This window comes from Marinobacter sp. JSM 1782161 (genome assembly GCF_011421605.1).
In the GTDB taxonomy this organism is placed as follows: domain Bacteria; phylum Pseudomonadota; class Gammaproteobacteria; order Pseudomonadales; family Oleiphilaceae; genus Marinobacter_A; species Marinobacter_A bohaiensis.
Genome location: NZ_WSSA01000002.1, coordinates 2,360,881 through 2,374,251, shown reverse-complemented (window position 1 = coordinate 2,374,251; position 13,371 = coordinate 2,360,881). Strand labels below are relative to the sequence as shown.

General features: G+C 63.6%; 12 protein-coding genes. All 12 read right to left on the bottom strand.

Annotated elements, in window-relative coordinates; genetic code table 11:
• Nucleotides 1-13: 13 nt before the first annotated feature.
• The 12 genes from pepQ to GQB00_RS10605 all read right to left on the bottom strand — a co-directional run bounded on the left by pepQ (nt 14) and on the right by GQB00_RS10605 (nt 13,322).
• On the bottom strand, nt 14-1,309 hold the full coding sequence (gene pepQ, locus GQB00_RS10660; RefSeq protein ID WP_165856199.1) for a Xaa-Pro dipeptidase: 1,296 nt from the start codon (nt 1,307-1,309) through the stop codon (nt 14-16).
• Nucleotides 1,302-2,216: a LysR family transcriptional regulator gene (locus tag GQB00_RS10655; RefSeq protein ID WP_165856198.1), complete on the bottom strand. Its 915-nt coding sequence runs from the start codon at nt 2,214-2,216 to the stop codon at nt 1,302-1,304. The genes pepQ and GQB00_RS10655 overlap by 8 nt, the downstream gene beginning before the upstream one ends.
• A 52-nt stretch (nt 2,217-2,268) precedes the next feature.
• Nucleotides 2,269-3,288 (bottom strand): ABC transporter ATP-binding protein, encoded by a 1,020-nt coding sequence (locus GQB00_RS10650; protein ID WP_111493891.1) that lies wholly within the window; start codon nt 3,286-3,288, stop codon nt 2,269-2,271.
• Nucleotides 3,285-4,283 carry an ABC transporter ATP-binding protein gene (locus GQB00_RS10645; RefSeq protein WP_111493893.1) on the bottom strand — a complete coding sequence of 333 codons (999 nt, stop codon included), beginning with the start codon at nt 4,281-4,283 and terminating at the stop codon, nt 3,285-3,287. Before GQB00_RS10645 ends, GQB00_RS10650 begins: the two co-directional genes overlap by 4 nt.
• A 3-nt stretch (nt 4,284-4,286) precedes the next feature.
• Complete coding sequence (locus GQB00_RS10640; RefSeq protein WP_165856197.1) at nt 4,287-5,225, bottom strand: ABC transporter permease; 939 nt, start codon at nt 5,223-5,225, stop codon at nt 4,287-4,289.
• Nucleotides 5,222-6,271, bottom strand: a complete 1,050-nt coding sequence (locus GQB00_RS10635) for an ABC transporter permease (protein ID WP_111493897.1) — start codon at nt 6,269-6,271, stop codon at nt 5,222-5,224. The genes GQB00_RS10640 and GQB00_RS10635 overlap by 4 nt, the downstream gene beginning before the upstream one ends.
• A 149-nt stretch (nt 6,272-6,420) precedes the next feature.
• Nucleotides 6,421-7,986, bottom strand: coding sequence for an ABC transporter substrate-binding protein (locus tag GQB00_RS10630; RefSeq protein WP_165856196.1), 1,566 nt, complete (start codon nt 7,984-7,986; stop codon nt 6,421-6,423).
• A gap of 479 nt (nt 7,987-8,465) precedes the next feature.
• A complete protein-coding gene (locus GQB00_RS10625; protein ID WP_165856195.1) occupies nt 8,466-9,755 on the bottom strand; it encodes a sensor histidine kinase in 1,290 nt (429 codons plus the stop codon).
• Nucleotides 9,752-10,477 (bottom strand): response regulator transcription factor, encoded by a 726-nt coding sequence (locus tag GQB00_RS10620; RefSeq protein ID WP_111493903.1) that lies wholly within the window; start codon nt 10,475-10,477, stop codon nt 9,752-9,754. Before GQB00_RS10620 ends, GQB00_RS10625 begins: the two co-directional genes overlap by 4 nt.
• An 11-nt stretch (nt 10,478-10,488) precedes the next feature.
• Nucleotides 10,489-11,958 carry an ArnT family glycosyltransferase gene (locus tag GQB00_RS10615; RefSeq protein ID WP_165856194.1) on the bottom strand — a complete coding sequence of 490 codons (1,470 nt, stop codon included), beginning with the start codon at nt 11,956-11,958 and terminating at the stop codon, nt 10,489-10,491.
• Complete coding sequence (locus GQB00_RS10610) at nt 11,942-12,973, bottom strand: glycosyltransferase family 2 protein (RefSeq protein WP_111493907.1); 1,032 nt, start codon at nt 12,971-12,973, stop codon at nt 11,942-11,944. The genes GQB00_RS10615 and GQB00_RS10610 overlap by 17 nt, the downstream gene beginning before the upstream one ends.
• A complete protein-coding gene (locus GQB00_RS10605; protein WP_228160489.1) occupies nt 12,948-13,322 on the bottom strand; it encodes a GtrA family protein in 375 nt (124 codons plus the stop codon). Before GQB00_RS10605 ends, GQB00_RS10610 begins: the two co-directional genes overlap by 26 nt.
• Between the last annotated feature and the right edge of the window lie 49 nt (nt 13,323-13,371).

The window sequence follows — 13,371 nt, the reverse complement described above, 5'->3', positions numbered from 1 at the left end:
ATCCTCGTTCGAATCAGACGGGCAGGTGGGTTCGGGTCAGGTTGCGCGCGCCGGCTTCCGTGACCAGCACGTTGTCCTCGATGCGGATACCGCCGCAGCCCTTGAGCTCGTCAATCAGGGTGCGGTTGAGGTACTGGCCGTCGGGGCCGTCGAGTACCGGTTCCAGCAACGAGGGAATGAAGTACAGGCCCGGCTCGATGGTGACCACCATGCCCGGCTTGAGGCAGTGAGTCAGACGCAGGGCGGGGTGGTCTTCGGGGGACGGACGCGGCTTGCCGGCGACGTCGTGCACCTGGATGCCCAGGAAATGCCCCAGCCCGTGCGGGAAGAAGGCGCGGGTAATGCCGCGCTCAACGATGGCGTTGTCGTCCAGGGTGTGGACCAGCTCGCTGGCCTTGAGCAGGGCGGCGATCCCCTGGTGGCAGCGCCGGTGCAGTTCCATGTAGTCCACGCCGGGCGCCACCGCCTCACACAGCCGTTTCTGCAGGGATTCCAGCCCGCCGATCAGCGCCTGGAAGCGGTTCTCGCCGGGAGCGGCGGTGGTGCGGGTGATGTCCGAGCAGTAGCCGCGATAGCGCACGCCGGCGTCGATCAGCAGGCTACGCGGGCGCGCCGGCGAGCGGGTGTCGTAATACTGGTAGTGCAGGATGCCGGCGTGATCGTTCAGACCGATGATGCTGTGGTACGGCGCCAGGGCTTCGCGCTGGCCGGTGGCCTGCTGGTAGGCCAGGTTGATCTCGAACTCGCTGGCGCCGGCGAGGAAAGCCTCGCGGGCGGCCTCGTGCCCCTTTGCCGCGATGGCGTTAGCGTGATCGATGCACGCGACTTCGTAGGGCGTCTTGGCGACGCGCAGGTTGTCCAGCGCAGACAGCAGGGTGGCCGGGTTGAGGTCGCCTTTTACATCGCTCACCTGGGCTGGGTCACCGATGACGGCCAGACGTTCGGGGTAGTCGATGTCCGGCGCCTCCGGGCCCGGCTGGCCGGTCACGTCGATGCGCTGGGTCCAGGGCGCGTCGGGGATGCTGGCGGTGGCGTGCCAGAAATCCACCGGCGTGTGCAGGAACAGCCGGGCTCCGCCGTCCTTGTCCACCAGCAGCCAGCTGTGCTCGGTGCCGGCCAGGCCGGTCCAGTGCAGGAAATGGCCGTAACCGTGGTGATGGTGGGCCTGGTCGTCGGCATAACGCATCGGTGCAGCGCCCGAGCCGATCAGGATTGCGTCGTAACCGTGCTGGTTGAGGATGTCGGCGTAGGCGGCCTGCAGGTGCTCGATGTGTTCGAGTTGCAGGGCGTCGATGCGGGAGTCAGACATATTGGTTGACCAGTTCGTTCCAGAGAGTGAGTGTGTCTTCCGAGCGCGGCTGGCGCAGTCGGATCAGCCGGATATCCACAAACACGTCCCAGCGCTCGTCACCGGCGCGGACCAGTTGGCCAAAGTGTTCGCTTTTCTCGCCCATCCGGTAGGGCAGCCAGCCCATTCCAAAGCCCTGCTTGAGCAGCGCCTTGACGCTGGCGGAATGGCTGTTTTCGTTCAGTGGCAGCAGATGTGCCTGGGGCTGGGTGCGCGCCAGGTGCGCCAGGATGGCGGATTTCAGGAAGCCGCGCGCGTGGTAGGCGATCACGGGCACCGGCTGTTCCTGGGTGCCGGGCAGTGAAAACCGCGGTTCGCCGTTGTCCTGGCTGATCGTGAACGGCGTGACCCGTTCCTGTGCCAGGGTCAGCCATTCGTAACGGTCGGCGTTCAGCCGCGAACGCCAGGGCAGGTCCTCGTGCCAGTAGCAGAGCACCATGTCCACGTCGCCGTTGTCCAGCGCGTCGAGGAAGTCCTCGCCCACCCAGTTGGTGGATTTGAGGTTGATCTCGATACGGTCGCGCATGCCGGTGCGTTCCACCCACCCGGAGAAAAAGTGGGAGAACAGCCCCTGGGTCGAACCCACACTGATCCGCGTGGCGGCGTCGGCCTCCAGCGACGTGATCCGCTCGCGGGTGTCGCGCACATCCCGGGTGATGCGTTCGCACATCTCCAGGAACACCTGACCCGCCGGCGTCAGCGACAGCGGCAGGGTCTGGCGGTTGATCAGCGTGGAGCCCATGGCTTCTTCAAGCAGCTTGATGCGCCGGCTGAACGTGGGCTGGCTGACGTGCTGCATTTCCGCCGCGCGGGAAAAATGCTGCGTCCGGGCCAGCGCCATAAAGTCTTCTAACCAGCGTACTTCCATGCCAGGGTTACCTGCGTCTAAGTGTTCGCGTCGCGATTTCGGCTAATCCACACTATAGACGGCCTTCCTCGACGGCATGGCAAGCCACCTGACTGCCGGCGTCTGAGACGATCAGCTTGGGCACCTCGGTCTTGCAGCGGTCGTTGGCGTACGGACAGCGACCGTGGAACACACAGCCCGACGGCAGGTTGACCGGCGTCGACACCTCGCCGTGCAGGCGGATGTGATTCGGACGATCGTCCTCCAGCCGCGGTATCGCCGACAGCAACGCCTGGGTATACGGATGGCGCGGGCTGTCGAACAGCGTCTTGGTATCGGCCAGTTCGCACACCGTGCCCAGGTACATCACGGCCACCCGGGTACCGAAGTGTTCCACCACCGACAGGTCGTGGGTGATGAACAGGTACGTCAGGCCGCGGTCTTCCTGGGCGTCCATCAGCAGGTTCAGTACCTGCGCCTGGATGGACACGTCCAGCGCCGAAATCGGCTCATCGGCGACGATGAACTCCGGATCCACCGCCAGGGCCCGGGCGATGGCGATGCGCTGGCGCTGGCCGCCGGAAAACTCGTGGCCGAAGCGCTTGCCCCAGTCCGGGTCGATGCCCACCGAGTGCATGACCTCATGCACCTTGTCGCGAATCGTGTCTTTCGACCAGTCCGGATGGTGGAACCGGATCGGCTCCTCCAGGGTCTGCTGGATCGTCATGCGCGGATTCAGCGACGCGTAAGGATTCTGGAAAATCATCTGCATCTTGCGGCGATAGGGCAATACGTCCTTACCGTCGAGATCGTCGATGCGCTGGCCATCGTAGTGGATCTCGCCGCCGCTCGGCGACAGCAGGCCCATCACGGTGCGGGCCACGGTGGACTTGCCGCAGCCGGATTCGCCCACCACGCACAGGGCTTCGCCCTTCTGCACGTCCAGATTGACGCCGTTGATGGCGTGGACGAATTCCTGGTGCCGCTCGAAGCGGCCGTTGCGGAAACGCAACTGCTCCAGGAAGTTGCCGGACAGGTCGAAGCGTTTCTCCAGATCCCGGATTTCGACGAGGGGCTTGGCCTCGGCATTCATGAGCTCATCTCCCGCTGTTGTTTCTCTTCTTCGATCAGCTTGCGCACTTCATGGCAGGCCACATCGACGTTGCCGGAGGTGACGTAGTCCGGCATCTCCTGCTTGCACAGATCGGTGGCGAACTGGCAGCGCGGATGGAACGGACACCCGGTGGGTATCCGGTTCAGCGAGGGCATGGCGCCCGGGATCTGGTACAGGCGACGCCCCGGTTCGCCCATTTGCGGCAGGGCGTTGATCAGCCCCTGGGTGTAGGGGTGCTGGGCGTCGTTGATGATTTCCTTGGTCGGTCCCTGTTCGATGATGCGACCGGCGTACATGACCAGCATGCGCTGGGTCACCTGGGACACCACGCCCAGGTCGTGGGTGATCAGCATCAGGGCCACGTTGCGCTGCTCGCACAGCTCCAGCAGCAGGGCCATGATTTCCGCCTGGATGGTGACATCCAGCGCCGTGGTGGGCTCGTCGGCAATGATGATCTCCGGGTCCAGCAGCAGGGCGATGGCGATGATCACCCGCTGGCGCATGCCGCCGGACAGCTCGTGCGGATACTGGTCCAGGCGCTTGTCCGGGGACGGGATCTGAACCTGCTTGAGGCGGTCCAGGGCGATCTGGCGCGCTTCCCGGGTGCTGATGCGGCGGTGCGCCTTGAGCGCCTCCACCATCTGGGTGCCAATGCTGAGCACCGGGTTCAGGGTCATCATCGGGTCCTGGAAAATCATGGCGATGCGATGGCCGCGGATCTTGCGCAGTTCGCGCTCGCTCATGGTCGCCAGGTTCCGGCCTTCGAACAGGATCTCGCCGCCGGCGATGTAGCCGGGGCGGGCAATCAGGTTGAGGATGGAGAAGGCCGCGACGGATTTACCGGCGCCGGATTCCCCCACCAGGCCCAGCCGCTCGCCCTTGTCCAGGGAGAAGCTGATCTTGCGCAGGGCCTTGAGGTCGCCGCCACGCACCGCGAAGCGGACATCGAGATTCTTAACTTCCAGCAGTGCCATGGTTTACCCCTTGTACAGTCTCGGGTTCATCACATCACGCAGCCAGTCACCCAACAGGTTGATGACCAGCACGAGGACCACCAGCACCAGGCCGGGAATCAGCGTGATCCACCAGGAACCGCTCTGGATGTAATCGAAGCCGGATTTGATCAGCGAACCCAGCGACGGCTGGGTTTCCGGCATGCCCAGGCCGAGGAACGACAGCGCCGCCTCGGAGATGATCGCGTTGGCGATCTGCACCGTCGAGATGACGAAGATCGGCGACAGGGTGTTGGGCAGGATGTGCCGGAACATGATGCGGTTGGTGCGGAAGCCCATCACCTTGGCCGCGTCCACGTATTCCTTCTTCTTTTCGGCCAGCACCGAGGCACGCACGGTGCGGGCGATCTGCGGCCATTCCGCCAGACCGATGATCAGGATCAGCATGTAGATGGCGATCTCGCCGAACATCAGGTTGCCGAAGCTGGCCTTGAACACGGCACCAACGATGATGGCGACCATCAGGGTGGAGAACGACAGCTGCACGTCGGCGATGCGCATCAGGATGGAGTCGACCTTGCCGCCCAGGTAGCCGGCCAGCAGACCGAACAGGATGCCCAGGGCTGCCTGCAGGATCACGGCGCCGAAGCCGATCAGCAGGGACACGCGGGTGCCGTACAGGATCGTTGAGAGCAGGTCGCGGCCCTGGGAGTCGGTGCCCACCGGGAACGCCGGGTCGCTGCCGTCGAGCCAGGCGGGCGGCAGCTCCGAGTTCATGATGTTGATGGTGGCCAGATCGTAGGGATCGTGCGGGGCCAGCAGCGGCGCCAGGAACGCGGCGGCGGCGATCACCACGAACACGATGAAACTGACGATGGCGATCTTGTCGCGCTTGAAGCTGTACCAGAGGAAGGATTCCCGGAACCGGCTCCAGCGGGATGCGTTTGCGGTTGCTGTGGTCATGCCTTCTTACCTGTCAGTTTTACGGTCGGGTTCACCAGGCCGTAGACCAGGTCAACCACGGTGTTGGTGATGACGAAGACCAGGCCCACCACCATTAGGTAAGCGACGATCAGCGGGATGTCGCTGCGGGTGATGGCCTCCAGGAACATCAGGCCCACGCCCGGCCACTGGAACACGGTCTCGGTGAGGATGGTGTAGGCCACCATGATGCCGATCTGCACCCCGCCGACGGTAATGACCGGCAGCATGGTGTTCTTCAGGGCGTGCAGGAAATTGATTCGGCGCGGCGAAACGCCCTTGGCCTGGGCGTAGCGGATGTAGTCGCTCTGCAGCACTTCCATCATCTCGGCGCGGATCAGGCGGATGAACAGCGGCAGCATGATCGACGCCAGCGACACCGCCGGCAGCAGCAGGTGCAGCAGCCCCGTGCCGGAGAAGAAGTTGGATTCCCAGGTGCCGAACAGGTGCGTCAGTTCGTCACCGCGGCCGTAGGACGGCATGCCGCCGTCAGTGGAGAAGAAGTCGTTGAGCCATTGCCCCCAGCCGGTGTCCGACGGAAACCAGGTCACCGTCACGCCGATGGAGAACAGCTGGATCAGCACGATGGCCGTGAGGAAGACCGGGATGGAAATCCCGACGGTACTCACGCCCATAAAGAATTTCGACAGCCAGGCCCGTGGGCGTATGGCGGCGTAGACCCCGATGGGGACCGACAGGAAGGCGATCATCAGGCTGGCGGCGATGACCAGCTCCAGCGTCGCCGGCAGGTGCTCCAGGATCACGTCGAGGGTGGGTTTCCCGTAGAAATAGGACGTGCCCAGGTCGCCCTGGACCGCGTTGGTCGCGAAACGGACGTACTGCACCAGGAAAGGATCGTTCAGGCCCAGATCCTCGCGGAGCTGTTCCCGCTCGGCGTCGGACACGGACTGCCCGACCATCTGTCGGAGCGGATCGCCGAGGCCATCCTGGATGGCGAAGCTGATCACGCTGATCACGAACATGACCAGTAGAGCCTGGCCAATTCGTTGCACCAAAAAAGCTAACATGGGGTTACACCGAAAGCTGGCTTGGATCGCGTCGGGCTTGTGGCCCTTGGCGTTCCGGGTTACTTGGGGGTATTTCTTGTTTACGAATACAAAAACCGGGCCCTGGAGGCGTTTGCCGCCAAGGGCCCGGCTTCCGTGTCAGGCCCCGCTTATTCGACGACCAGGTCGCCGATGTAGGGGAAGTTCATCACGTTGAGGATCGGCTCGATCTTCACGTTGGACTTCGAGGCCCAGGCCAGATCCTGCCAGTGCAGCGGGACGAAAGCGGCGTCGTCGTACAGCCCCTGCTCGACCTTCTGCAGCAGCGCGGCGCGCTTGTCCAGATCGGTCTCGACGTTGGCCTGGTCAACCAGCTTGTCCAGCTCCGGGTTGCAGTAGTTGCCGGCGTTGTACTGGCCGTTGCCGCTGTCGGCATCCGGACACATGGTCAGGAACTCGTAGAAGTTGGCGGAGTCCTCGGTGTCCGCGTGCCAACCGATCATCATCATGTCGGCGGCGCGGTTGTCGAACTCGGGCCAGTACTGTGCTTTGGGCAGCGTCTTGAGATCCACCTTGATGTTGATGCGCGCCAGCATGGCCGCAACCGCCTGGGCGATCTTGTCGTCGTTCACGTAGCGGTTATTCGGCGCCATCATGGTGATGGTGAAACCGTCCTCGTAACCGGCTTCCTTCATCAGCTCCTTGGCCTTGGCCACGTCGAAGCGCGGCTTGAGGCTGTCCACGTGGCCCTGGTAGCCGGTCGGAGACAGCTGGGCGGCCGGGGTGGCGAAGCCTTTCATGATCTTGGCGGCGATGCCTTCCTGGTTGACGGCGTAAGCGATGGCCTGACGCACGCGCTTGTCCTTGAAGGCTTCAACGCGCTCCTGGTTCATCTGGAACGTGATGATGCGGGTGCCGCTCATGGTGACCAGATCGGTCTTCGGATCACGCTTGATCCGCTCCAGATCGGTCGGCGGCACCGGTGCGATGAAGTCCACACCGCCGGACAGCAGGGCGGAAACGCGGGTGTTGTTTTCCTTGATCGGGGTCAGGGTGATGTGACCCACGTTACCCGGGGATTCGGTATCCCAGTAGTCGTCGAAACGGTCAAACTCGACCTTCACGCCCTGCTGGCGGGAAGTGACGACGTAGGGGCCGGTGCCAGATTGGTTGCGCGAGGCGAAAGTGCTGCCCTGCTTGGAAATCGCGCCCTTGTCGTTGCCGTTATCGTCTTCGCCGGTGTAGAACGCCTTGTCCATCGGGAAGATGTAGGTGGCGGCGTTGAGCAGCAGCGGGTAAGGCTTGTTGGTGACCAGATCGAAGGTGGTGTCATCAACGATCTTCAGCTCGCTGAACGGCTTGAAGATGGCCTTGAAGTCCTGGCTCTTCTTGAGACGGTCGAAGGTGAACTTCACGTCTTCACTGGTGAGGGTGTTGCCGGAATGAAACTTGACGCCTTCGCGCAGGTGGAAGCGCATGGTGCGGTCGTCGATGCGTTCCCAGCTCTTGGCCAGGCGCGGTTCGAATTCCAGGTCCTTGGTCCAGCGGATCAGCGGGTCGAAGGTCATGTGCGACAGCTGCAGAATGCCGCCGGAAAGCTGCTCGTGGATGTCCAGCGTCACCGGGTCGGCGTCATAGGCCAGCTTCAGTTCCTTGTCGGCCTCCGCGGCGGAGCCCGCCATCGGTGCGCCGGCCAGAGCAAGGCAGCTCACACAGGCTGTGAGGAGTCGTTTCATAGCGTAGCGTTTCCTGTCGGTCTTTTTCTGGGAGTTTATTGGTTTTTTCTTGGGAGCTTTTGGGAGCTCCTTGATGCTATCTGCGTCGTACCATCTGCGGTTAATACGGATGGCAGTGGCTGTAGAAAGTAGTGACTGGTCGGGCAGTGAGCAATCGAAAAAACGACATGCGCTTATTCGCGGGGTGAATGAACCGAATGGAGTCAATCCGGGGATTGTCGGACAGCATTATTAAATTTATTTAAAAACATAGGATTAGGCATGTTTCTGGCAGGCTGAAACCAGCGCAGTGCGCTATGGCGAGGCGAGGGTGCACCAGGTCGATTCGCAGCAAATGGTAATGTTTTCGTGATTTTTACCGTCCTGATCGCGCTTCTTTTGTGAGAATGAATCGCATTTGGGGCGATGTGGCGGTCAGTCCAGGGGCTGCACCGGTATCGGATCAAGCGTCTCGCCGCCGTGCAGGTCCTGGACGCGGTTCATTTGCAAGCGGGAGTGAGTTGATCCGCGCCGAAGTGGACGTCCATGGTGGTGCCGCCCGGGCCGGATCCGACGATGTCGAGCTGCCAGTCCTGGCGTTCACAGATGAGTTGGACCAGCAACAGGCCAAAGTTACTCTCCTGCATGCGTCGCTCTCGTCTGGAAATATTGTTTTCCAGACGTTCGCTGACGTCTCTGGGCAGGCCCCGGCCGTAGTCCGTGATGCGCAGTCCATCGGCGAGCAGCTCGATATCCACCGGGCCGCGTGTGTGCTTGAGGGCATTTTGCAGGAGGTTACGGATAAGCATGCGCAACAGCGGAGGGTCGGTCATCAGCGTCTGATCGCCGGCGGCATCGAAACGCAGGCGGTCCGGTTGGTCCGACTGGCTGTTTTCCAGGTCCGCCATGGTGTCCCGGGTGATCCGGGCGAGACTGACCGGTTCCGGCTCATCGCTGTCGACGTGACCGCGCGCCAGCTTGAGCAGGACGTTGACGTCGGCCTGCATGTCGTTGGCCGCCCGTCGGATACGGGCCAGCGTGCGCTGGTCCGCTTCGGACAGGGCGTTGCGCTTCTCGATGATTTCCAGCGCGCCGCTCATCACGGCCAGGGGCGTACGCAATTCGTGACTGGCCAGCTTGACGAACGACTTCTCCCGGTCGACGAAGGCCTCCAGGGCATCGAGGAAGCGGTTGAAAGCCCCGGCGATATCGGCGAACTCCGTGTCCTGGTATTCGGTTTCCAGCCGCCGCATGGTCTTGGCCGGTTCCGTGGCCTGGATCTGTTGCGTCAGCTTGCGCAGTGGATGGACCAGCCGGCGGGCACTGAGACGGGACAGCACGAATCCGATCAGCGCCATACCCAGCAGCACGCCCAGGACGGTGAGCTGGGACAGCAACTCCTGGCCTTCCATGATGGAAATGTCCTGTGACAGGTAGAGGTGGCCCGGCGGGTTATCGACCGGCTCCACCAGAACCAGGTAGGTGGCCTCGGTCAGCTCCAGCTCACCGGAATAGGGTGCCGGCTTTCCTTTGAGATAGTCCGGCAGCGCGTCTTCCGGGGCGCCGGCCGGCAGGAAAATCGCCTTCAGGCGCGCTGTGTCCCATTGCTGCACCGAATTGCCCTGGATATGTTTGCGGAAATAGGCCTGCTCCTCGGTCAGTTCCAGACTGAGGATGGTGTCTTCCATGTCTTCATAGAAGACTTCGATGGCGCCGATGGACAGCAGGGCCGTGACCAGACTAACGGCAAACAGGTTTCGGAAGAGGCGTGTCGCCAGCGAACGTCTCACGGCGCGGACGGCTCCTCGGCGTCGGGTGGCACGATCCGGTAACCCCGGCCGTAGACCGTCTTGACCAGGGCGTGGCCCAGTGTGCCCTGGAGGGTACGGCGCAGGGAATAGATATGGGTACGCAGGGTGTGACCGTCGCTCTCAGCTGCCGCCTCGCCCCAGATGGCATCGCTCAGGGCGTCATGGCTGAGGAAGTTGGGATAGGCCCGGATCAGCAACTCGAACAGGCGCGCGGGGATACCGGTCAGCTCGGCCCGCTGCCCATGTAACTCCACCGTCAGGGTGCCTGGATCAAAGCGCACCGGTCCGGCGCCAAGCCCGGGCTTGCGAGCGGTGAAACGCCGATGCAGGGCGTCGATGCGCAGCTGCAGTTCGCGCAGCTCGAACGGTTTGACCAGATAGTCATCGGCACCATCCTCGAACCCCTGTTCCTTGTCGGCCAGCGCGCCCCGGGCGGTCATCATGATGATCGGGGTGGCGCACTGCAGGTCACGGCGGATGCGGCGGCAGATCTCGAAGCCGGAGACGCCCGGTAGCATCAGGTCGAGCACCACCACGTCGTACTCGTTGGTCGACAGCAGGTGGAGGGCGGTGAGACCGTCGGCGGCGAAGTCCAGGTCGTAGCGCTCGTCGCCGAGAAACTCGAACAGATTCTCGGCGAGATCGATCTGATCCTCGACGATCAGCAATCGCAGGCTGGGCGTGGCAGTGGGTGATGACATGGTGCTTCTGATCAGCTCTTACGGGCCGTTGCGTTGCCGGGCAAGGACAACAGAACGTAGCGTTGACTGGCGCCCCGGACCGGACGGGCGGTCGGGAACCTGGCGGTGAATAACGCTTGTTCATCCCTGGGCACCGCGACCAGGTAGCGCGCGTAGCCCCGATTCTGTCGCATTCGCGTCAGCCCTGCCAGTGTGGTTTCCCGAGCCAGACCGCGGCTGTAGTAGCGCGCGGAGAAGGGCACCTCGTCCAGATAGAGCAGCGCGCTGTCTCCGGGCCGCTGGATCTCTGTATAGACGCGTACCAGCGGTCTCTCGGTTTTCAGATGCTCTACCAACGCGGGGCTGGCCAGGGCCACGACCGCGATGAGCGCCGGCACGGTAGCGGTCAGTGCCCGGGCCCCGGATCGCCAGCGGCTTTTGCGGTCGGCCAGCCTGGGGACAAGCTCCCGAGCCAGCAGGATGGCTGAAAACGGCAGCGCGGGCAGAACGTAGGTCCACAGGGTGTTACCGGCCAGCGTGAAGAAAACCATCGGCGCCAGGGTGGCCAGCCACAGGAACCGGACCGGTGGCTGGGCCCGTTTGCGCGTGCGGCCGCCGTCACGCCAGAGGCGGAAGCCGTAACTGGCCATCAGGCCCAGTGCCAGCAATCCCCAGGGAAACGACGCCCAGAGCCAGAACACCCAGATCATGCCCTTGGGCTGGTCGTGGGCGGAGCCGTAGAGATCGCCGGTCCAGCCCGGATCGATAAAGCGACGGAAGTGCTCGCCGACGATGAAGTAGTCCAGGAACCCCGGGGTTTTCAGCTCCGCCAGGATATACCAGGGCAGCGTCAGCGCGGCGGTGAGTAAGGTGCCGGTCAGCCAGGGGAAGGCGCGAAGCCGAGCGCGCCACTGGCCCTGCAGCAACAGCCAGCCGCCGATCGGCAGTCCGGTCAGCACCAGTGCCAGTGGGCCCTTCGCCAACAGGCCGATAGCCAGGCCCAGAAAGAAAAACCAGCGCCAGATCCGCTCCTGTCCCTGGTTGACCAGGGCGAAGCTGACCAGGCTCAGCGTGGTGCCCAGGGTCAGGAACGGGTCGGTCATGACGGCGCCGGCGCTGACATAGCTCAGCGCCATGGATGCCAGGATCAGAACCGACCAGCGGGCGGTCGCCCGGTCCGTGAGGGCGAGGGCCAGGCGACCGGTCAGATAAAGCACTCCCAGCATGGCAAGCCAGGACGGCACACGAATGGCGAACGGGCTGACGCCGAACAGCTTGATCGAAGCCGCCTGGGCCCAGAACGAGAGAGGCGGCTTCCCCCAGAAGGGCTCGCCCGGCTCGAACCAGGGCGTGATCCAGTCGCCGGTCTCCGCCATCAGTCGGGCGATCTCGGCGTAGCGGGGCTCTGTGGTGTCCACCAGGGGAAACAGGGCCATGCCCAGCAGGCGGCTGAACAGGATGGCCGCGAGGGCCCACAGCCAGGGACTAACTGACCTGAACATGACGCGGTGTCTCTCTGAATGGACGGATGGCGTCGGGAGCGGACCCACCTTGGCCGATCACGTCCCGGGTTATGTAGATCGGTCGCTGCTTGCTTTCAATGTAGGTCTTGCCCACGTATTCACCGACGATGCCGATGCCGACCAGTTGAATGCCGCCAAGGAAGGTGATGATGGCGACCAGTGAGGGATAACCGGCGATGACATCGCCCAGCAGGGCCGCCTTGACCACGATCCAGAGTCCGAACACGGCGCCCAGGGTCGCCGCGATCAGGCCGATCCCGGTGGCCCAGCGTAGCGGGGCGACGGAGAAGGAGGTCAGCCCCTCCAGCGCCAGACCGAACAGACCCAGGAAATTCCACTTGGAGGTGCCGGCGGAGCGCGGATTGCGATCGTAGGTCATCACTTCGGTGGGCAGGCCGACCCAGGCGAACAGACCCTTCATGTAGCGGTTGCGTTCGTTCAGGGACAGCAGGGCGTCCACGGCGCGGCGGCTCATCAACCGGAAATCGCCGGTGTCGACGGGAATCGGCGACTGACAGGTCCGGTTCAGCAGACGGTAGTAGCCGTAGGCGCAGAGTCGCTTGAACCAGGATTCTCCGTGTCGCGAACGCCGCTGCATCAACACCACATCGGTTCCCGCCAGCCAGCGCGACACCATCTCCGGGATCAGCTCGGGCGGGTCCTGCAGGTCGGCGTCGAGAATGATCACCGCGTCGCCCCGCGCGTGCTCAATACCTGCCGTCAGAGCGGCTTCCTTGCCAAAGTTGCGACTCAGCCGGACCAGTCGAAGTGCGGGCCGCTTGCGGATTGCGTCGATCAGGAACTCGGCGCTGCCGTCCTGGCTGCCGTCGTCGACAAAGACGATCTCGGCGGCCAGCGGCAGCCGGGCCAGCACCGGCTGGAGGTGATCCAGCAAGGCCGGCAGGCCCGGGCGCTCGTTGAACACCGGGATCACGATGGAAACCAGGGACGCATGCGCTTGTCCCGTCTTAACGGACGGAGGGAAACGACTCATGGAAGACAAACCTCTGGTAGAGACAGTAATTCAGCCCGGTGACCAGGGCCGTTGTTGCCACCTGCGCCAGCGCGACCGGGCAAGCCGCGACGCTGTGCAGGAAGGCGAACAACAGCACGTTACTCAACCAGGCCAGTGAGCAGGAAAGCAGGTAGCGGGGTAGGGCGCGGCGGTGAGGGCTCGCCACGCCGAAGGCCAGCCGGCGCTGCAGGCCGTAATTGACACCGGCGCCGGCGGCACTGCCGGTGGCGGTGGCCAGCGCAGGAGCCACGCCCAGCCCCCACAGGCCAGCCATGACCGACCAATGGAGGGCGGTGGCCAGGCCGCCGGAGGCCAGGAATCCGGTCACTTGTCTCAGGCGCGGAGGCCGGTCTGCGGTGTCTGCTCTCACGGGGCTT